Source organism: Desulfosporosinus hippei DSM 8344 (assembly GCF_900100785.1).
GTDB lineage: Bacteria > Bacillota > Desulfitobacteriia > Desulfitobacteriales > Desulfitobacteriaceae > Desulfosporosinus > Desulfosporosinus hippei.
The window spans coordinates 57,398-78,575 of record NZ_FNCP01000005.1 but is presented as its reverse complement, the minus strand read 5'-3'; the positions used below and the strand labels follow the sequence as shown (position 1 = coordinate 78,575).

Sequence of the window (21,178 nt, the reverse complement as noted above, 5' to 3'; positions counted from 1 at the left end):
GGTGGCTTGAACATAGCATAGGCTTCTGTGTGGAACGTGGGAACCTGCACTTCGATGCTAAGAGAAAAATCCAAGTGGAAGACCCACAAGGATAAAAGTATCGACGCGAAGTGCAGGGGCGGAATAACCCGTAGTAGTGATGAAGCTTCTTAATGGAAGGGAAGCGAAGGGGTTGTGTTATCCAGTTTTGAATAGCGGTCAACCGCAAGGGAGGAACCAATGGACGAAACAAAGTCTTATGAAATTTCCAAACACGTCGTGTTAGAGGCATTTAAGAGAGTAAAAGCGAATAAGGGTGCGGCTGGTATCGACGGAGAGGATCTAGAAACGTTCGAGAGCAACTTAAAGAACAACCTCTATAAGATTTGGAATAGGATGTCATCCGGTAGTTACTTTCCACCAGCCGTTAAGGCGGTGGAAATACCGAAGAAAAATGGCGGAACGCGCATGCTCGGAGTACCAACTGTGGCCGATCGTGTAGCGCAAATGGTGGCGAAACTTTATTTTGAGCCAAGGGTAGAACCCTGTTTTCATCCTGACTCATATGGATATCGCCCGGGTAAGTCTGCTGTTGACGCACTCAAAGTTACTCGCCAGCGATGCTGGAGGTATGATTGGGTACTGGAATTCGACATTAAAGGGCTGTTCGATAATATTGATCACGAACTATTAATGAAAGCAGTCTGCAAACATACGGACAATCCTTGGGTCATTTTATATATTAAACGATGGCTTAAGGTCCCATTTCAAATGCCTGATGGAACAGTCGAGGAACGGACGAAAGGAACCCCGCAGGGCGGAGTCATAAGTCCGGTTTTGGCAAACCTGTTTCTACATTATGCGTTTGACAAATGGATGGAAAAGCATCACCCAAATAAACCGTTTGCCCGATATGCAGATGATGCTGTGGCACACTGCCGTAGCAGACAAGGCGCCGAAGGACTACGGAAAAGTTTGGAGACCCGGTTTGCAGAATGTGGTTTAGAACTTCATCCGATCAAAACACGTATTGTCTACTGCAAAGATGATGACCGGCGAGGAGACTATCTTGAAACAACCTTTGACTTTCTTGGATATACATTTCGCCCAAGGAGATCAAAGAATAAAGATGGAAAGTTCTTTATAAACTTTACGCCAGCAGTCAGCAACAAAGCCAAGAAAGCTATGCAACAAACAATACATGACTGGCGTATGCACCTAAAGCCAGACAAAACTCTTGAGGATTTGGCCCATATGTTCAACCCAATACTTAGGGGTTGGGTCAATTACTACGGTCGCTTTTATAAGTCGGAAATGTACTCTGTACTCAAACACATGAATCGAGCACTGGTTCGATGGGCTAGACGAAAATACAAGAAACTAGCGATACATCAACAACGAGCAGACGCTTGGCTTGGTAGGATAGCCAGACGCGAGCAGAAACTTTTCGTTCAGTGGCAAATGGGGGTTTTACCTGGGGCTGGATAATGGGAGCCGGATGAGCCGAGAGGTTCAAGTCCGGTTCTGAGAGAGACTGGGGGTGAAATTCCTCCGGTCTACTCACCTCAAAATCATGTGCTCAACTAGAGATGTTGCGGAACGAATGTTCATCGCAGTTAAACTTTGGCTCAAGGAACGGTTAAACCTAGAGATAAGTCCAGAAAAGTCAAAGATTACAAACCTGAGAAAGAAATCATCCGAATTCCTAGGATTTAAAATCAAAGCGGTTGTTAAGGGTATGAAACGAATCGCTAACTCAAATATCAAACCGAGTGCGGTTACAAAGATAATGGCCAAAGGAAAAGAGCTAATCAAGAGAATTCAAAAGAATCCTACAGCCAAGAATGTAAGTCTCTACAATTCTTATGTTCTTGGCACACAAAATTACTATCGTATAGCAACACATTGTACCAAGGACTTCTCAAAAATCGGATATTACCTTGATAGGAACACTAAAATTAGATGGAAGTCAATTTCCACAAATAAGGGTTCTCCTAGCAGGATATACTTGGAAAAATACAAAGGATATGATATGCACAAGACATACATTAATGGGCTTATTATCTTTCCAATGTCAGCATGTAAAACTAGGAATGTAAGGTGCTACTCTAAAAAGGTAAACAAGTTTACTCTCGAAGGAAGAAAGTTAATTCATAAACAAATAGAAAGTGTTTCGAACTCCGAGTTTATATACCTTACCAAAAATCCAGTACCAAACCGGAGTATCGAGTATAACGACAACCGAATATCCCTATTTTCCGCCCAATACGGCAAGTGTGGCGTACTCGGCGAAAGGTTAGAGGTAAACAACTTCCATTGTCATCATATCATTCCTGTTAGTGCCGGTGGAAAAGATAAATATAGTAACCTAGTCATAATCTCACCCGATATTCACAGACTGATACATGCAACCAAATCCGAGACAACTCATCAAATACTGGCGAAACTCAAGCTATCTAAAAGACAGATAGCCAAAGTGAATAAATTCAGAGTACAAGTAGGAAATATTGTGATATAAGGAAGTAGCTTTAGATTGATGGAACGCCGTGTGCGAGGAAACCCGCATGCACGGTGTGGAGCAGGGGAAAAAGTGGAGATGACATCAAAGCTTTACCTATTGCTATCACTTTCCATTAACCATGATGAGGCTTTTTTTAGAATAGACGTGCAGGATGAAGGCAAAGGAATACCTCCTGAGTACCTAGAAAGAATATTTGAGGAATTTCGCCAAGTGGATAGTGCCTATACAAGAAAAGTTGGTGGGACCGGTCTTGGTCTCTCAATTACCAAGAAATTTGTTGAAATGCTGGGTGGGGAAATCAAAGTTCAAAGTACTCTTGGAGCAGGAAGTATATTTACTGTATTTCTACCATTTCGTTATACTAAAAAGTGCTGAAATTGGTTCGCAAATAGAATATCTACACCTGGAGGATTTATGGAAAATTTGAAAATATACGAGGATGTTTTAGACTCCCTTTTAAAAGGTAATAGACTCGCATGTGAAAATGGGATGAAAGAGTTTAGAAAATCAAATTCGTCCATCATAGCTTTATATGAAGAAATCTTTAAGAAGAGTTTATATGAAATTGGACAAAGATGGGAATGTAATAAAATTAGTGTTGCGGTAGAGCATATGGCAACATCGATTACAGAAGGTTTAATGAACCAGTTGTTTCCAGAAATAATGAGTCCGGAGAGGAAAAATAAAAAAGTTATAATCTCCTGTGTTGAAAACGAAGAACATCAAATTGGCGGAAAAATGGTTGCTGATATTTTTGAGAAAAATGGTTGGGATGCCCACTATCTTGGTGCAAATACACCAATGAATGAATTGGTTAAATTCTGTGGTTTAGTCAAACCTGATATGATTGGCTTATCTTTAAGTGTTTATTCAAATGTTCATTTTCTCCTTGAAGAAATTGCCACAATAAGAACAGTAACCAACATACCCATTATGATTGGTGGACAGGCTCTAAATGATGTCGGCGTTGAACTAGCTGATAGATTTACAGAGGTTTTTTATTTTAGAAATCTTGAAGCCATAGAAAGTTATATTAAAGGATGTGCATAGTATGGAAAAGAACTCTCTCATAAATATTCCCCATTTTACGATTGCCTCAGACGAAGTACTAGAGAAATCGAGACACATGGATCATGCGGTTAATTAGCATGGAATTGGGTCAAGAAAAGATTTCTATTCTTAAAACATTTTTATTGGATAGTCAGAATTTTATTTGTTTTTCAACGGACTTTGAGGGGAATGTATTGTTTTTTAATGTGGGATACAAATTGATTTTGGGATACGGTGAGAATAATATTAAACAATATTTTATTAATCCAGTATTTGAGTCTTTAGTCATTGATTCTAGGGATCGTTGTGTTTTTAACGGAGTTATTACCCTTTCGAAAAACCTTCTAAATTTTTCATATTTAGCCCAGATTTATAAGCTTAGTGATGAGCTATTCTTTTTATGCGAGTATGATGGATTGGAATTGGAAGTGCTTTTTAAGGAAATGTCTTCTAACACTCAAATGATCAACAACTTAAATAGAGAACTTATTAAGAAAGAAATTGTGTTAAAAAACAATATTTTGCACATGCAAGAGCTACAGGATAAACTTATAGAAAGAACCCAAGAACTAGAAGCTAAGAATCAAGAATTAGAAAAGATAAGCAATGAAAAGAGTAAAATACTTGGTATTGTAGCTCATGACCTAAGAGCCCCAGTAGGAGGGATATTTAGTCTGTCTGAGTATATTTCAACAACTGCTAGAAAATTGATTATCCAAGAGCCAGTAAAGTACGCTGACCTTGACATAAGTCTTGAGTTTTCAGAACTAATACAAGAGTCTAGTAAATATTTATTAGGGCTCATTAAAGATATTCTAGATGTGTCTACTATCGAGACAGGAAGGCTGACGCTTAACGTAGAAAGTGTAAATTATCGTCCCTTCTTTAATAAAGTAGTTGCTATTAATAAAGAATTAGCTAAGAATAAAAATATTGCAGTCCTAATGAGGCTGGAGATTGATGATAATCTTGCAATTTCTATTGATAAAATCAAAATCAGTCAAGTCATTAATAATTTCCTTCAGAATGCAATAAAGTTCTCAGCGCAGGGTGGAAAAATATTTCTGGAAATTGAAGACGACGGCGATTATATAACAACGAAAGTAATCGATGAAGGGGATGGGATCCCAATATCTCAGAGAGATAGGTTATTCAAGATGTTTTCTAAAACGTCCACAACCCCTACTGGGGGAGAGAAGGGCAATGGACTTGGACTTTATATTTCCAAAAACATCATTGATGCGCACAATGGTTTTGTTGGTTTTGAGGAAAATGTAAAAAAGGGTTCAATTTTCTATTTTAAGCTGAGAAAAAGTTTTTGAAATACTGGGTATTTCCATTTTTGGGGGGATCGAATCTTCTTTCTACCTGCCGGTATAATCGTGGGAAGTCCTAACGTTGGGAGTGATATTAAGGCGTAGGAGAAAAGAGCAGAGAAACTGGGACATCTCAGCCAAAAAAATTACAAAAGAAATTGGCGTAGTAAAGAGAGCCACCCTTTCAGAGATTTCTCAGACAAGAGATTATACATTATAATATTAGGGAGTGATTGATTACACGCACAATGGAGGAAAAGATATTGATCAAATTATTACACACTAAAGAAAGCTTGATTTTATCGACGATTGAGGTTATCAGTGAACTGGGCCTACAGGGGCTTACGACCAGGGAAGTGGCCAAAAGGCAGGGTATCGGTGAATCAACCATTTTCAAACATTATAAATCGAAGAATGAACTAATTCTTGCGGTGCTCGAATATTTCTCTCAATATGATCAACCAATTAAGGAATCATTAGACCTTAAAGGGCTTAAACCGATTGAAGCCATTACATATTTTGTAGAAGCCTATGCTATATATTATGAAAATTATCCTGAAATAACAGCAATCATCCTATCCTATGAGGGACTAATGCGGGAAGTTGAGCTAAGTGCTGTGGTAAATGAGATTTTTACAAATCGGGTCAGAACGATCAAAACGCTTGTTGAGGATGCGAAACGTCAAAATGAAATCTCCAAGGATGTCGAATCTGAAGGCTTAGTAGATCTGATTATAGGCTTAGAAAGGGTAGTTGTTCTGAGGTGGCGTCTAGAAAACTATAGTTTTTCTTTAAAGGAGCATATTTTAAAAACTTTAAAAATGTTGCTTGATGGTTTGAAATTGCAAACGGGTTAGTTTGCCCAGTTTATAGAAGAATCCATCATCAAACAAGTTGTTGATTTTAGTATTTATAAAGGTGAAGTTGAAGTATTGCTTACCCTGTCTTACCCGCCGGCCAAGTGTCGGAAGCAGATAGACAGATCACCCGAAGGTCGATAAGCTAGGACTCGTAAACTATAGCCTAGTTCGGAAAGTCTCCCCGACTAGGGGAGACTCATCCTGCAGCAAAAGCAGAAATACCCCTATTTAAATGGTATAATTATACTATACGGAGGGGGTGTTTATTGATAGAACCCATATTAAGGTAAGGCGAATGCGAATCAACGGAAGGCTACCGAAGAGGTGGTGGAAAAGCAGGCTAAACACTAAACACTACCAAAAGCAATTGGAGGAGGAAATGACACCAAAACCGTGATGCAAAGCAAAGTGAACCCCGGAAAGCCGGGCTTTTCCATAAAGGAGAGTACAAGCAATGCTTTGGATGTCGATATAAATCCTGTTCCGTAGCAAAACTGTTGGTGGAATTAGAGTTTTCAGCTCACAGTAAATTCCGTATAAACATCTCATATTCTGTAGAAAAAAGAAGTAATATGTATATAAAAATAAGGTGAGTAATCGCTTACTTACCTTAGGGGGTATTGGGAATTGTACACATTTTTGCATACTAAAGAAGGATTAATTTTATCGACAATTGAGGTTATTAATGAACAAAGTTTTCTGGGGCTTCCGACTAGGGAAGTGGTCAAAAAGCAGATGACTGGGATTGAAGCACTTAAAGCAATTCTTAAAGGGTTTTAATATATCCTTTCACTTATTCACTGAATAAACCTAATCTTTTGATAAGATCGGGTATTGCTCTTTCAAAACAGACTCCATATCTTTTCTCTAGTTCTGCTTCTTGAGTCAAACTAATACACATTTGAGTATAATCTACAGCTATTTGTGTTGCCTCTGCAAGAGTGAAATTATTCAATAGTGCGGATAATAAGGCACTGCCAAAAACATCCCCCGTACCATGAAAGTAACCATCTATCTTGTCGTTAAAGGCATAACTGATGCTGCCTGTTTCACTATCGTAGGACGCTGCTCCTAATTTTTCACCTTCGAAGGATACCCCCGATAATACAACCTTTTTTGCTCCCAAAGCTGCGAGTTTTTTCAAGGTGGTTTCAATATATTCTTGCGAGTAGTTTTCTCCGATGTATTCCTCATCTAAAAGGAAAGCGGCTTCAGTCAAATTGGGGACAATAATATCTGCCTTTGCACATAATTTAGCCATGCCTTTAGCCATTTCCGGTGAATAAATTGAATATAAAACTCCATTGTCCGCCATAACAGGATCAACCATAACTAGTGTATTGTCTGTCCTAAAGGTATCGAAGAGGTCGGCTACTAAATCTATCTGCTCAAATGATCCTAAAAATCCACTGTATAAAGCATCAAACTGTATGTTCAATGATTGCCAATGATCTGAAATAGGTTTGATATCTTCCGTTAAATCTCTATAGGTAAACCCCTCAAACCCACCAGTGTGTGTGGATAGAATTGCTGTAGGCAATACAGAGGTATCAAAACCCGCAGCTGATAGTATGGGTAGTGCAACTGTAAGAGAACATCTTCCAACACAAGAAATATCATGAATTGCAGCGATTCTTTTTTGCTTATTCATAGAATTGATCCTCCTTGACAATTAATAAATTGATTATAGAATAATACTGTTACCTATAAAAGTGTCAGTTTTGGATATATTCATGGTTACAGTTTGGAGGTGCCATAATTATTACCTTACCGTTATGTACTAATAATTCACCTTTATACAAGCAGATCTACGATTGGTTAAAAACTGAAATTCAATGCAAGAACTATAAGCCCAACGACAAGATTCCTTCAAAGAGGAAACTATCAGAGCATCTTTGTGTAAGTATCAATACGATTGATTTAGCATATAGCCAATTAATGGATGAAGGGTATATTTTATCCGTCCCTAAGAAAGGTTATTATGTATCTAATATTGACGTATATCACAACATAAATATCGTTCAGCATGAGGGTACTCTGCTAACGGAACATATAAATGATTTGAAAATTGATTTTTCTCCCAGTGATATTGACCACAAAGCATTTCCATATAAGACATGGAGAAATCTTTTTAAAAGCTGCTTTAATGAATTTGATCATAGCATACTAAAAAGAACGACTGCTCAGGGAAATATGGGTTTGCGCCGAGAACTAGTTTCTTTTTTGCATAGTTCAAGAGGAGTGAACTGTGAGGAAAGACAGATTGTCATTGGCGCCGGTACAGAAAGTTCTTTGCGAACAATAAGTCTAATATTAGGTAATAAAACTCCCATCGCCTTAGAAAATCCAGTTTATCGAAAAGCTTATAGGACATTTGAACATATGGGGCATGAGATTTTACCGATACCAATTGATAATAAAGGAATTGAAATAGAGCCCTTAAAAGATCACTCTAATGTTGCAGTTTATGTAACTCCTTCACATCAGTTCCCTCTCGGGGTAAGCATGCCAATAGGCAGGAGAATTGAGCTTTTAAACTTTGCGAATAAAGCAGATGGACGATTTATTATCGAAGACGACTATGACAGTGAATTTAGATATATCAGAAAGCCTTTGCCTTCTTTGCAAAGTATAGACCAAAATGGCAAAGTCATATACGTCGGAACATTTTCAACCTCAATTGCACCTTCCATTAGAATGAGTTATATGATCTTACCGTTGATGCTTTTAAAAGTTTATAATAAACTTTTCAGCGAGTTTGGTTCTGAAGTATCCATCCTTGAACAGAAAATTATTGAAAAGTTTATTGCAGAAGGCAGCTATGAAAGACATCTCAATAGAATGCGTAAACTATATAAGGACAAAAGGGCCCATTTCATCAAAGAACTATCAATCTTTGGAGACCGGATTAAAGTTGTTGGTGAAAGCGCTGGGAATCATTTGCTCATTAATTTAATAACAGAAAATAGTGAAAGACAAATGTGTAGTGCTGCAATCGAAAATGGTGTTAAGGTATATCCAATTTCAGATTATTTTATTGGCGAAGTAATAAGTAAGTATGAAAATACCTTCTTACTTGGTTTCGGTGCCTTGAGTAAAAATGAGATAGAGGAGGGTGTCAAACTACTATATAAAGCATGGGTGTTAAAGTAAGAGGTTTCACAAGCAACGTGAAACCTCTTACTTTTAAGGTCTTTTCCAAAATAGATCTATAAAAATTGTTTATCATAGATTAGCTCTATAGCTACAATTAAACTGAATAATAAATGTTCATAGGCAATATTATAATAATTCCTTAATTTAGTGGTGAAAATGAGCGCTAAGGCACTTTTGTCAATAAGCTTTTTTGATAAAGCTATATATCGGGGCTATAGACAGTGGGGAGGAGGTGTGCTAATATTCACTTGAAGATATTCCTATCAATTTCCTGTTGACAAAATCATTATTGAGGAGGACGAAGAACATGGGGAAACTTGTAGTAGTTGGTAAGGCGGGAAAGCAGCGTAGGTATTGTTCCCAGGCTCAGTATTGTTTACTCGTCCTTCTTGTCCCAATGGTGATTTTTCTACTAGGTGCAGGTGCCCTAACCACCCAAGCTCACACAAATTCTTCGCGATTTTTAACGTCGCAAGCTTCATTGTTGACCCTGCAAGAAGAATATATGATAGGGGAGACTTTCAAGATAGGTAATCTGCAATATCGAATAAACAGTATACGGACATCAGACGGCAGTAGTGAGGTTAAGTCACCTAGCTCAGGGAATGTTTTTCTTTTTATAAATCTAACCATTGAAAACCAAAGCCCTAGTGATGTTGAGGTTAGAAGTACAATTGGATTTAAACTGAAAGACTTAAATGGTAATAGTCATGAATCGAGTCTAGGGGCTTTTCTGGCAGCAAAAAGCCGTATTGATGGAACCATTAGATCAAAAGAAGCAATAACCGGTGAACTGGGATATGAGGTGTCAGAAAAGGCTAAGATGTTCAATTTGATTGTTGTTCCTGATCCGTTTAATTCTAAAGCAAAAAATGCAAGCGTCAGGTTCTCAATTGATAGGTGAATTGAACAAAGGTTTAATATATAATATTACAATCAAAACCCTTCCTAATCCACTAGGTACATTAGGAGGGGATTTTTGATTGCCTTATGGCACTGTTAAGGGAAGTAAATGAGCTGACAGAGGCAATAATAAGGTTTATTGTTTAATGACTAAAAGATGCCCGAGCGGTCTTGTAATTCGCCCTGGCATCTTTTTATATTCAGATCAATAACCCTTCATATTAAATAATGGCAAAAGCAGATACTCTGTCAGTGTTTACCTGAAACGAATTAACTAAAATTATCGAACCTGTTTTAAGAGTTTAGCCATATTTTGGCCTAAGGTTTGAAAAGTTTGGATGCCTTCACTATCATTTTGGACATCGCCTGGATCTCTTGATAGAGTTAGATTCCAATAGTTAGAACTGCAAATGATCATCTGCGCAATGCCAAAGAAGAAATTAATGGCAGAATAGGTAAAGGTTGCTCCAGCTCGACGTGCTGAGACAACAGAGGTACCTACCTTTCCCTTTAATAAGGCTCCGTCGTTCGATTTTGATACATAACCACAGCGATCAATAAGAGCCTTTACCTCGGTACTCACATTACTGAAGTAAGTAGGAGAACCAATAATAATACCATCGGCTTCTTCGATTTTCTGGATAAATGTGTTCATATCGTCATCCTTACGAGCACAGCGATTATCTTTAGTTTCCTTACATTTACCGCAGGCTAAGCAACCAAAGACTTTGCGACCTCCCAATTGGATCAATTCCGTTTCAATTCCTTCTTTTGCTAATTCTGCTAAAACTATTTGTATGCTTTGTGAGGTATTTCCCTTAGCCCTTGGACTTCCGTTAAATGCTATAACTTTCATTAAGAACACTCCTAACTCTTTGACATAAGTAATTGTTGGATATTATAATAAACTATATAATACATATTAACAAGTACGCACCTTTTTGTTATATAGTACCCAATTAGATACTTTGGTGAAAGACAAATGTACTTAAAAATAGAAATTCCATGAGGTGATATTAATCATGATTAAGTTTAAAAATAATGAGTATCAATGTTCTATGGAACTGACTATAGCGCTTATTGGCGGTAAATGGAAGGCGTTGATACTTTGGCACTTAGGGGACAAAACTTTAAGGTACAGTGAAATGAGAAAAGTAATACCGAATGTCACGCCTAAAATGTTAACCCAACAACTTCGGGAACTAGAAGACAGTGGATTGGTTAAGCGGTTAATTTATACTCAGATACCTCCAAAAGTAGAATATTCTCTAACGAAAGCGGGTCAGAGTTTATTGCCAATACTTGATACTATGTGTAAATGGGGACAAAACTACGCAAATGAATATGAACATAATATGCAAGAATTAAAGCTTGCTAAAGAAGAGTAGTAGATTCTATATTTTACTCAAGTTGATACCAGTCTTGTGGAAGTATGGAGTTATGGAAACAAGAGCGGGCTTAATAAGGTGAGTGAAGGAGAAAATTTATGGGTAAAACAAGGATTTTTCTATTAAAGTCTCTAATAGGCTTATTGATGTTAGGGTTAATACTTACAGGGTGTGGTACCAAAGAGGCTAACAATCAACCTTCAAGTTCGGGAGACACGTCTCAACAGGATAGGGCAATGACAGCTTTGGTTATCGAGCGTAAGGTCCATACCGAGGCCTATCGAGATGATCAAGACGGTTCGGTGCTGCTTTATTTGAAAATTACTTATCCTGAGATTAGGAACCCGGAGAATAATCCTGGAATTTCAAAAATTAATGAGTACTATAGTAAACAATGTGATAGCTTTTTAGGAAATGCCTTAGGGGACGGTTTAGAAATGGCTCGAGCTGACAAGGAAGTCGCCCTAAGTGGTGGGTTCGAGTTCCGCCCCCATGCCTATGAACGAAGTACAGAAATTTATTATAATGGAAATGATTTACTCTCAGTTGTAAATTTAGTGTATGAAAATACCGGTGGAGCTCATCCTAATTCAGGTTGGCTTTCAGAAACCTTTGATGTGAAAACTGGCATGAGATTGACCCTTGCCGATATTCTTGGGGGCAGCAGCGAAGAAGCACTTGAAAAGGTGTACCAAACAGTTCTGGCTAAGATCAAAGAAACCGAAGGAACCGAAAATTTTGTCTATCAGGAAAACTATGCAGATAATGTTCGAAGAAGTTATTCGGAGGACGATTTTGTATTGACCAGCAACAGCTTGATGGTTTATTATCAGCCTTACGCTATAGCAGCCTATGTCGCAGGTATTCCTAAATTTGACCTTCCATATAGCCAAATGAAAACACCGCCTTTAAACATACCTACACTACCCAATAGCCAACTAGAACGCGATCTCTATAGTCAGGTCGGATATTTATTGGAGCGTAATAAGGAAGCATTTTATGAAATCTTTGGCTTATCAATGCTACCGATGGATATTCCCGAAAAACGAGGGGATAATGAGGTCTTATTTCCCGTAATAGATAGGCGGTTTGTAAATTATGCTGATTTTGAACAATTTGTGAGAGGCACCTATATTCGGAGTGAAGCGGATTTGCTTTTAAGCAACGGGAAGTATCAAAATGTAGAAGGCAAATTGTATGGAGATATAAGTAAAGACGCTGGTCTGGGTTATTATGTAAATTGGAATGACTATAGCTATGTTCTAGAAACAATTAACGAAACATCTGCCAAGCTTACAATTTTTACAACGGATGATTCTCCAGCAGGCAAAAAAAATATGACTATTACCGTTGGCTTGCAGGAAGTAAATGGTGTTTGGCTGTTGGAAAAAGTGGTTGAATAGAAAAATTATTAGGTTGTATACCTATGATCCAAAATGTTAAATTTGTAACAGCAAGCAAACTAGTAAGAAAAACCTCAGCTCAGATTCAAATCTAAGTGAGGTTTTCTTGTTATTCGTATGGAAATTTGTAGATTTGATTAATCAAGCTATTAATTCAGATAAGAGTGATATTGGTCTTTTAAAACCAAGAACAATTGAAGATCCTTTTTCTGATAAAAATGCATAATTACTTGAAAAAATGCAGGAATTTAAGTTTTTGAGGGAGAAATAAACGCGGTAGGGGGATTGGTAAAATGGCCATAGTTATTGTAGACGATACTGTTTTTAGCTTAGAAGTGACAAAAGCATGGCTTAAAGCTGCGGGATATATGGATATTATTACTGTAAAGTCAGCAAAGGAACTTTATCGGCTGATCGACGGCCATTCGGAACGGGGAATTGTGGAAGTTGATCTAATTCTAATGGATATTGTTATGCCGGAAATTAATGGAATTGAGGCTTGCCAGAGTGTCAAAAAGCGAGAATGGCTTGTTGACGTACCAGTAATCATGGTAACGTCGAGGACAGACAGAAATGATCTACAACTGGCATTTTCTGCAGGAGCTATGGATTATATTAAGAAGCCTCTTGATAGTGTTGAATTGTTAGCGCGAGTGCGTTCGGCGTTAAAGTTGAAACATGAGACAGCTCGGCGAAAAGCTCGAGAATTGGAGCTGCTTGAGGTTACTCATCAGCTACAAGCGGCTAACGAGAGGTTGCAAAATCTTTCTTTCTTTGATGGGTTGACTGGGATTGCCAATCGAAGGAATTTTGACCAGAGATTACTACAAGAGAGAAAACGTTCCATGAGGGAGAAAAATCCTCTTTCTCTAATTATGCTGGATATCGATTACTTTAAAGCCTTTAATGATACTTATGGTCATTTAAAAGGAGACGATTGTTTAATAACTGTAGCATCTTTGTTGGTAAAGACCTTAAGACGACCCGGTGATTTTCCCGCTCGGTATGGAGGGGAAGAGTTTGGCGTTGTTTTGCCGAACACAGATGATATTGGAGCAGCCGTTATAGCAGAAGAGTTGAGAGCCAGTATCGAGAGAGCGAACATTGAACATATCAGTTCCCCCTGTGCAGATCATGTTACGATAAGTCTGGGGGTTGTGACAAGATTCCAAGGGCATTTGGACAACCCGAATGATTTAATAATGACTGCGGATCGGGCACTTTACTGTTCTAAAAATCAAGGACGCAATCGAGTAACAATAGATATCCTTAGGAATGATTAATTACAAGTGGTAGTAAGGATGTTGCAATAAAAATGAGCGGATGATTAATAATGTAATATCGAAAAGAAGAGTTACCTGAGATACCGTTATCTTAAGCTAAAGATGAATTTTGTGAAAAGGGCTATCGCAATGCTCTTTTTTACATTTTAGGAATTTTTGGGATATGCGAGTAACATAATTCAAGCTTGGAGTAGAAGCTGAATTATTCTAATCCTTCAAACTGCATATTGTAGTAACGTGCGTAGATACCTGCCTTTTCGATTAACTGCTTGTGACTTCCTCTTTCCTGAATACCTTCATCGGTAACGACCACGATCTCGTCTGAATTCTTTATCGTACTAAGTCTGTGAGCAATAACGATAGTCGTTCGATTTTTTGATAGTTTCTCTAGGGAGTTTTGAATGTATCGTTCACTTTCGTTGTCTAAAGCCGATGTGGCTTCATCTAAGATTAATATCGGGGGATTTTTCAAAAAGACTCTGGCAATTGAGAGCCGTTGTTTTTGCCCGCCGGAGAGCCTAACCCCTCGTTCCCCCACATAACTATCATACCCTTGCTCCAAAGACAAGATAAACTCATGAATATTAGCGTTTTGAGCAGCTTCAATAATTTCCGTTTCGGTAGCGCCAGCTTTGCCATAGGCAATATTGTCTCTGATTGAGCCGGCAAACATATAAACATCCTGTTGTACTATGCCGATGGCGTTTCGTAAGGAGTCTAAGGTGACATCTCGGATATCTTTTCCATCGATAGTAATTGATCCTGAAGTCACATCATAAAATCTGGGCAGAAGAGAACATAAAGTGGTTTTTCCTCCTCCGGATGGACCGACTAGGGCAATGGTTTTACCTGCCTTTATTCCTAAACTAACATTATCTAAAACGTTAGAATCATCGTTGTAGCGGAAGGAAACATTTTTATAAATAATATCTCCTTTAACATCTGTTAGAGGTTCAGCGGTATCCTTGTCCGCAATTTCAGGTAGTGTTTCCATCACTTCGATAAAACGCTTAAAACCCGCGTATCCTTTTTGAAATGATTCCGTATAGTTTATCAAGACATCAATGGGGTTGATGAAAAGGTTGATGTATAGAACATATATAGCTAGATCGGAAACCTTTAATGAACCATCGGCAATAAATATTCCGCCGGAAACAATGATTACCACGTAGAGTAATCCTTCAAAAAATGAATTCCAGGCGTGAAAAGAGCCCATAAGTTTGTAGATTCTATTTTTGGATTCCAAAAACTCATGATTGTGTTTTTGGAATTTTTGCCTTTCTAGGTTTTCATTAGCAAAAGACTTAACCACCCTAACTCCAGTCAGGCTATCTTGAAGGCTGGAATTAACCGCTGCAATTTTGATTCGGCTATCTGAGAAGCTAGGTGCCATCTTGTAATTTTTATAAATAGTGAAAAACACCATAATTATGGTGACTAGTAAGAGAATCAAAGTCATTCTAACATTAATAAGGAGCAGGATACTAAAAGAACCAATAATTTTCAGAGCGGAGATAAAAACGTTCTCTGGCCCATGATGAGCCAGCTCAGAGATATCAAATAAATCTACGACTAATTTGGACATCATTTCTCCAGTATTGTTTTTGTCATAATAGGAAAAAGATAAGCGCTGAAATTGACTAAATAGATCTTTTCTCATGTCGGTTTCCATTCTAGCGCCCATGATGTGGCCCCAGGAAATGATGAAATATTGGCAGAAATACTTAATGACGTACATTAACAAGAGGGATATTCCGACAAAACCAATAGCATTTAGAATGACGCCTTTGTCTTGGGTGAATAGGTTCTTGGCGAGATAATTAAGGATTTGAGGAAAGGCCAGGTCAATAATCGAAACAAGAAGAGCACAGAACATATCTGCATAAAATAAGTGCTTATAGGGCCTGTAATAAGTTATGAATTTTTTAAGAATAGACATTGTAATTCACTCTCTTTCAATCGCTAAGAGAAGAAAGCCCGAAGGCATTCAGGCTTTCTCCCTAAAAGGGAAGCGTGCTTAATTTTACAGTTGAAGTATCTTTCTATATACTCAGTACAAATAGTTCATCGTACTTGTATAATGCTAGATTATACAATCTTAGCATACCAGGTTGATTTATCAATAATAAATTGGTCACAAAATGAAAGATGTATAATGAAATTCTATGTTTTCCCACTATAATAATAGCGTTATTGGGCATTATAAGATTGTTTCCGGCAAAATAAAAATGAATGGGGAGGTCTGGCAAATGAGAAAATTGGCTGCAAGCGTTTTGGCTTTAGTTTTCTTGGTCGTAAGTGCCGTTCCTGCCTTCGGGGCTGTTGATCAAGAGAAATTGAAAGAGATTAAAGCTCTGAATCAGCAAATGACCAACATTAAGGCTCAGATCATTGATAAAGAAGTAGAGGCCGGAATATTAGATCAGGCAAAAGCCGAGAAAATCAAGAAATCCATGCAAGAACGCCAAGCGAAGATTGAACAAGATATCGACAAAGGCGAATTCCATGGCTTTGGGCCCCAAAAAGGCTGCTGCCGTAAAAACTCAAATGCTCCAAAGACAGAGTAGGATTGGAACTCATTCACAACTAACTGATGTCGGATAACACTTGGGGCGAACTCCATTTAAACATTTGGAGTTCGCCTCTTATTGTTTCATTTGACAAAAGAACCTATGGCGCATTAGAATTCCTTTAACAACGCTAGAGAGCATAAGGGATTCTAAACTCCGTTATGTCATAGCTAAGCAGTTCACTTTAGAGTGGAAAGGATATGATTATGGACCAAGCAATCGTAATAGGAAGTTTATCGGTAGGATTATTAATATTGGCAGTTTATATAAAAAACCGAGGAAATATCAGTCAACTAAGGATCGATCCTCAAGAAGCAAAACGAAGATTAGATAAGGAAAAGGGCATCGTTTTACTTGATGTTCGAAGTCAAGAAGAATATATCGATAGTCACATACCTAAGAGTATCTCGATTCCTTTATCTGTTTTAAGACAGGAAGCGAGTGAAAGATTACCAGACAAACAAACTACAATTTTTGCCTATTGCAGAAGTGGCAATCGGAGTAGAGCTGCTGTTAAGATCTTATTGAAACAGGGCTACAATAATGTTTTTGATCTGGGCGGGATAGTTCGTTGGCCTTTTAGGACGGTTTCCGGAAATAAGTAAAAAGAGAGATAGGGTGGACGCTTCGCGTTATATGAGAGGTGTCAAACTAGCTGATAAAGATCGCTAATTAACGAGAGCAATTGGTCGCAACTGTGAAAAAGTGAACTCTTTTATAAGGACTTGTTTAAAGGAGAAGGTGTTGAAATCCCTTCTCTTTTTTGGCTTCATCAGTATCGTAAAATGTTATTCATTTTGAAAAAGTAATGAGAACGTGCTTTAAGCATTGTAATTAATGCCAATTGACACTGACTTATAAGTAGCAAATTCGATATTATAACTAGGAAAGATTAATTTTATTACGGGTAATTATCATTCTAATTTTAAATCCAAGGAGTGTTTATATGAAGAGAGTTTTAATCTGTGTATTAATTCTTTTTACTCTTATACTTACAGGATGTAGAAAAGAGATTCAAAATGAAAACCCGGATAATCCCGACAACGATTCGCAGCAAATCGTCAATATAGAGGATGATGAGGATATACCAGATATCGCCTTAGTAATGAAAACCCTGACAAATCCTTTCTTTATTGAGATGGAAAAAGGTGCGCGCTTAGCTCAAAACGAGTTAGGTGTTAATTTAATTGTTAAAACTGGAGCAAAAGAGACTTCAATCGAACAACAGATTGGTATCGTAGAAGAACTTATAAATTCGAAAGTGGATGCCATAGTAATTGCGCCCGGAAGTTCCACAGATTTGATTCCTGTTTTGCAAAAAGCTCAGAAAGCAGATATTGCGATTGTAAATATTGATAACAGGTTAGATCCGAATTTTTTAAGAAAAATGAATTTAACAGACATCCCCTTTATTAGCGTAAACAACGAAGACGGTGCTTATAAGTCCGCTAAATATATCGCTGACCAAATTAATAAACCAACCAAAGTCGCAATACTGGAAGGAATTCGCGGCGCTGATAATTCTGAACAACGTAAGAAAGGGGCCTTGAAAGCCTTTTCAGAAAATCCTAACATTCAAATCGTGGCCATGGAAAGCGCAAATTGGAAAATTGATGAAGCATTCTTTATTACTTCATCAATCTTTGCTAAATATCCAGATCTAGGGGGCATCTTTTGTGCCAATGATATGATGGCCTTAGGAGCAATACAATACTTAGATAAATCAAACCGCAGCAATGTACTTGTTTCAGGATTTGATGATTTAAGAGAAGCAGAAAAAGCAATTAGTAAAGGAAGTATGCAAGTTACAATTAATCAACAAGCAGATATTCAGGGGTATAGAGGCGTGCATTATGCTTATGAAATGATAAATGGTAAGAAACAACCCTTAGAAACCTTTATCGATGTTAAGTTGGTAACAAGATCAACAATTGATTGAGGCTTTAACATCTTACCTTGCTACTGGAGAATTACAATAATATCATCCCGAAAGGATAATTTTATGTTTCATAAATCTCTAAGATTGAACATAACCGAAAAGCTTATAATTTATCTATTATTAGCCTGTATAGTTCCTATAGCCTTTTTAGGATTGATGTCCTATAGTAAGTCAAAATCTATTCTTAAAGACGAGATTGACAAGACATCAATAAATTTATTAGAAGAGAAGAAACGTTATCTAGAGCTCATCATGGAAGAGGTCGAAGGCTTGATTGCTAATCTTTCCAGTATTGAGGATATCAAAGATGTATTGGCGAAGAATGGCGAGGGAATAACTGATTTCGAAAGACTGGCTACACAAGCCAGAATAGGAGATCTACTGAGTGGTTTTGCAAATCTTAAAGGACTTGTTTCAATTGACATTTATTCAGTGAGTGGAGAGCATTATCATGTCGGCGATACCTTAGATGTTCAAGATATTAATGCAGAATCTAAGAATAAACTTTTTACTAAAGCATTGAACTCAGAAAGTACGATTCTATGGCAAGGAATTGAGGACAATCTGAACTTAAAATCAAGTGATAAAAAGGTTATTGTGATTGGAAAGGTTCTAAAAAAGATTGACCCAACTAGTTTCACTGAGAAGCCAATTGGCTTGCTTTTAATAAATTATGATATTGACGTTTTTTATAATCATTTTATTAGTACATATAAAGACACGGAATATATGATTATTGACAGGGAAAAACGACTTATTTATCATCAGGAGAAGGCATCAATTGGAAGTAAACTCGACAGCGAGTTTATAACAAATATTTATAAGAATTCTGGCAGTTTCATTACGGAAATTAACGGAGATAACAAACAAGTCATTTATGACAAGACTAAAAATGGCTGGCTGCTTCTGGCTTTAATATCAGAAAAGAGCATTTCTGAGAAAGTTAAAGATATTCTCAGATACAATATATTGTTCTTAGGGGTTTCATTCATTTTCATCTTCTTATTTGCCTTTGCCATTTCTAAATCATTTGTTCAGCCGATTAAAAAAATAACTAAAACCTTTAAAGAGTTAAAAAAGGGAACAATAAATCCCGAAACCCGAATTCAGTCATTGTCTAACGATGAGATTGGAGAATTATGTCGCTGGTTCAATGAATTTATGATTAGCCTAGAACAAGAAAGAAAAACGGAATTAGAATTAATGCAGGCCAAGGAAGCTGCTGAAGCAGCAAATATCGCCAAGAGTCAATTTCTGGCAAACATGTCTCATGAAATCAGGACACCAATGAATGGAATTATCGGTTACATAGAACTGCTCTCAACGATGCCGCTAGAAAGGCAACAAGCAAGCTACTTAGCAGAAGTTAAAGCTTCAACCGATGCGCTTCTATTGTTAATTAATGACATCTTAGATTATTCGAAGATTGATGCGAACAAGTTGTTGATTGATAGTATTCCTTTTAATCTTCACAGTCTTGTGGAAGAGAGCGTATCCCTATTTTCGCCAAAGGCAAATGGTAAGGGTATCGATTTAGCATTATTTATCACTGCCGGAGTACCGAGCGGTGTTCAAGGGGATCCCAGCAGATTGAGGCAAGTATTAAATAATATCATCGGCAATGCTGTCAAATTCACAGATCAGGGTGAGGTGACAGTGACGGTAAAGCAGATTAAAGATAATAACGAAAAAATTCAATTGCAGATTGAGGTTCACGATACAGGCATTGGCATGTCCGAAAAGACTAAGCAGAACCTATTCGAGGTTTTTACTCAAGCAGATGCTTCTACAACCAGAAAATACGAAGGAACAGGACTGGGACTGGCGATTTCGAAAAAAATCATTGAACTAATTGGTGGCAGAATTGATGTGGTTAGCGCTTTAGGTAAGGGAAGTACCTTTGTAATTGCCCTAGAGTTAGAAAAAGCACGGCTCGAAAACGAAGAAGAAAAGCCTAGGTTAGAAGATCTGAAGGATCTTTCCGTCATGATTATTGATGATAATGATACTAACAGGATGATCTTTCGAGAATACCTGGGTGAAGCAGGATGTGTTGTAAATAGTGCCAAGGATGGCTTTGAGGGAATAGAAATTCTAAGAGAATTATCGTTGGGAAATTTACCCCGAATTATTTTAGTCGATTATATGATGCCTGGGATGAGCGGCTATGAATTTGGAAAACAAGTGTTAAAGGACGAAAGGTATAGAGACATTAAGCTCATCCTAATTACTTCCGCCGCCCAGAAGGGAGATACTAAATTAGCTAAAACCATTGGATTTGCCGGATGCCTTTTAAAACCTGTTAGAAAGAAGGAGTTAATTGAACTTATTTCTCAGATTGCATTACTAAAAACCTCTGCTTTATCAGAAGAGGTTGAAATAAAACATTCAGTTATCCAAGAGTTCCATGGCGATGACAAACCTTCAATCTTGCTGGTTGAAGACATGCTGGCCAATCAAAGACTGGAGATGACAATGCTGAAAAAGCTTGGTTACACTGTCGAACTGGCAACTAACGGGCAACAGGCTGTTGAGATCTGTAACACTAAAGAGTATGATCTGATCCTGATGGACTGCCAAATGCCAATAATGGATGGCTATGAAGCTACATTTGAAATAAGAAAAAAGAGTGTCTTTAATAAAAACACAACCATTGTCGCTATGACGGCCTATACTATGGAAGGCGACAAAGAAAAATGTATTAACGCCGGGATGGATGACTATATCAGTAAACCAGTCTCAATGGGAGTTCTTAAGGAGAAGTGTGATGAATATCTGCACAAATAAATGTTGTTCGATCTTTAGAGAGG

19 protein-coding genes are annotated in these 21,178 nt (G+C 37.6%); 16 read left to right on the top strand and 3 right to left on the bottom strand.

Features of this window, described 5'->3' with window-relative positions; translation table 11 throughout:
* Positions 1–219: 219 nt before the first annotated feature.
* The 7 genes from ltrA (at position 220) to BLS16_RS23465 (ending at position 6,506) form a co-directional block, all read left to right on the top strand.
* Positions 220–1,467, top strand: coding sequence for a group II intron reverse transcriptase/maturase (gene ltrA / locus BLS16_RS06115; protein ID WP_092331217.1), 1,248 nt, complete (start codon positions 220–222; stop codon positions 1,465–1,467).
* Positions 1,468–1,582: 115 nt separating this feature from the next.
* A complete protein-coding gene (locus BLS16_RS06110) occupies positions 1,583–2,497 on the top strand; it encodes an HNH endonuclease (protein WP_242876217.1) in 915 nt (304 codons plus the stop codon).
* 18 nt (positions 2,498–2,515) lie between these two features.
* Positions 2,516–2,875 (top strand): ATP-binding protein, encoded by a 360-nt coding sequence (locus tag BLS16_RS06105; protein ID WP_092331215.1) that lies wholly within the window; start codon positions 2,516–2,518, stop codon positions 2,873–2,875.
* 39 nt (positions 2,876–2,914) lie between these two features.
* The gene (locus tag BLS16_RS06100; protein WP_092331213.1) at positions 2,915–3,550 is read left to right on the top strand and encodes a cobalamin B12-binding domain-containing protein; all 636 of its coding nucleotides are present in this window, start codon (positions 2,915–2,917) and stop codon (positions 3,548–3,550) included.
* 98 nt (positions 3,551–3,648) lie between these two features.
* A complete protein-coding gene (locus tag BLS16_RS06095) occupies positions 3,649–4,872 on the top strand; it encodes a sensor histidine kinase (protein WP_176786086.1) in 1,224 nt (407 codons plus the stop codon).
* Between the two features lie 257 nt (positions 4,873–5,129).
* Positions 5,130–5,723 (top strand): TetR/AcrR family transcriptional regulator, encoded by a 594-nt coding sequence (locus BLS16_RS06090; RefSeq protein WP_242876216.1) that lies wholly within the window; start codon positions 5,130–5,132, stop codon positions 5,721–5,723.
* Positions 5,724–6,353: 630 nt separating this feature from the next.
* Complete coding sequence (locus tag BLS16_RS23465) at positions 6,354–6,506, top strand: hypothetical protein (protein ID WP_176786085.1); 153 nt, start codon at positions 6,354–6,356, stop codon at positions 6,504–6,506.
* 13 nt (positions 6,507–6,519) lie between these two features.
* Here BLS16_RS23465 and BLS16_RS06085 read toward each other — a convergent pair whose 3' ends face one another.
* Positions 6,520–7,377, bottom strand: coding sequence for a pyridoxamine kinase (locus tag BLS16_RS06085; protein WP_092331207.1), 858 nt, complete (start codon positions 7,375–7,377; stop codon positions 6,520–6,522).
* Positions 7,378–7,451: 74 nt separating this feature from the next.
* On the opposite strand from BLS16_RS06085, the gene pdxR reads away from it, so the two are divergent.
* Both pdxR and BLS16_RS06075 read left to right on the top strand, forming a co-directional pair.
* A complete protein-coding gene (gene pdxR, locus BLS16_RS06080) occupies positions 7,452–8,879 on the top strand; it encodes a MocR-like pyridoxine biosynthesis transcription factor PdxR (protein WP_345788518.1) in 1,428 nt (475 codons plus the stop codon).
* 310 nt (positions 8,880–9,189) lie between these two features.
* Complete coding sequence (locus BLS16_RS06075; RefSeq protein ID WP_092331202.1) at positions 9,190–9,786, top strand: DUF4352 domain-containing protein; 597 nt, start codon at positions 9,190–9,192, stop codon at positions 9,784–9,786.
* 279 nt (positions 9,787–10,065) lie between these two features.
* On the opposite strand, the gene BLS16_RS06070 is transcribed toward BLS16_RS06075, so the two are convergent.
* Positions 10,066–10,641: a flavodoxin family protein gene (locus BLS16_RS06070; RefSeq protein ID WP_092331200.1), complete on the bottom strand. Its 576-nt coding sequence runs from the start codon at positions 10,639–10,641 to the stop codon at positions 10,066–10,068.
* Positions 10,642–10,807: 166 nt separating this feature from the next.
* Here BLS16_RS06070 and BLS16_RS06065 point away from each other — a divergent pair, with 166 nt between their 5' ends.
* From BLS16_RS06065 to BLS16_RS06055, 3 genes are all read left to right on the top strand, one after another.
* Positions 10,808–11,173 carry a winged helix-turn-helix transcriptional regulator gene (locus BLS16_RS06065; protein WP_092331197.1) on the top strand — a complete coding sequence of 122 codons (366 nt, stop codon included), beginning with the start codon at positions 10,808–10,810 and terminating at the stop codon, positions 11,171–11,173.
* A 98-nt stretch (positions 11,174–11,271) separates the two neighbouring features.
* Entirely contained in the window at positions 11,272–12,576 is a 1,305-nt protein-coding gene (locus BLS16_RS06060) for a DUF3298 and DUF4163 domain-containing protein (RefSeq protein WP_092331195.1), read from the top strand.
* A 293-nt stretch (positions 12,577–12,869) separates the two neighbouring features.
* Entirely contained in the window at positions 12,870–13,859 is a 990-nt protein-coding gene (locus BLS16_RS06055; protein ID WP_092331192.1) for a diguanylate cyclase domain-containing protein, read from the top strand.
* 202 nt (positions 13,860–14,061) lie between these two features.
* Here the strand turns inward: BLS16_RS06055 and BLS16_RS06050 are convergent, their stop codons facing one another.
* Positions 14,062–15,798 (bottom strand): ABC transporter ATP-binding protein, encoded by a 1,737-nt coding sequence (locus tag BLS16_RS06050; protein WP_092331189.1) that lies wholly within the window; start codon positions 15,796–15,798, stop codon positions 14,062–14,064.
* A 310-nt stretch (positions 15,799–16,108) separates the two neighbouring features.
* Here BLS16_RS06050 and BLS16_RS06045 point away from each other — a divergent pair, with 310 nt between their 5' ends.
* The 4 genes from BLS16_RS06045 to BLS16_RS06030 all read left to right on the top strand — a co-directional run bounded on the left by BLS16_RS06045 (position 16,109) and on the right by BLS16_RS06030 (position 21,155).
* Complete coding sequence (locus tag BLS16_RS06045) at positions 16,109–16,426, top strand: DUF2680 domain-containing protein (RefSeq protein ID WP_092331187.1); 318 nt, start codon at positions 16,109–16,111, stop codon at positions 16,424–16,426.
* A gap of 203 nt (positions 16,427–16,629) precedes the next feature.
* Positions 16,630–17,034: a rhodanese-like domain-containing protein gene (locus BLS16_RS06040; protein WP_345788516.1), complete on the top strand. Its 405-nt coding sequence runs from the start codon at positions 16,630–16,632 to the stop codon at positions 17,032–17,034.
* Positions 17,035–17,375: 341 nt separating this feature from the next.
* Entirely contained in the window at positions 17,376–18,368 is a 993-nt protein-coding gene (locus BLS16_RS06035) for a sugar ABC transporter substrate-binding protein (protein ID WP_092331184.1), read from the top strand.
* Between the two features lie 63 nt (positions 18,369–18,431).
* Entirely contained in the window at positions 18,432–21,155 is a 2,724-nt protein-coding gene (locus tag BLS16_RS06030) for a response regulator (protein ID WP_092331182.1), read from the top strand.
* The last annotated feature ends 23 nt before the right edge of the window (positions 21,156–21,178 follow it).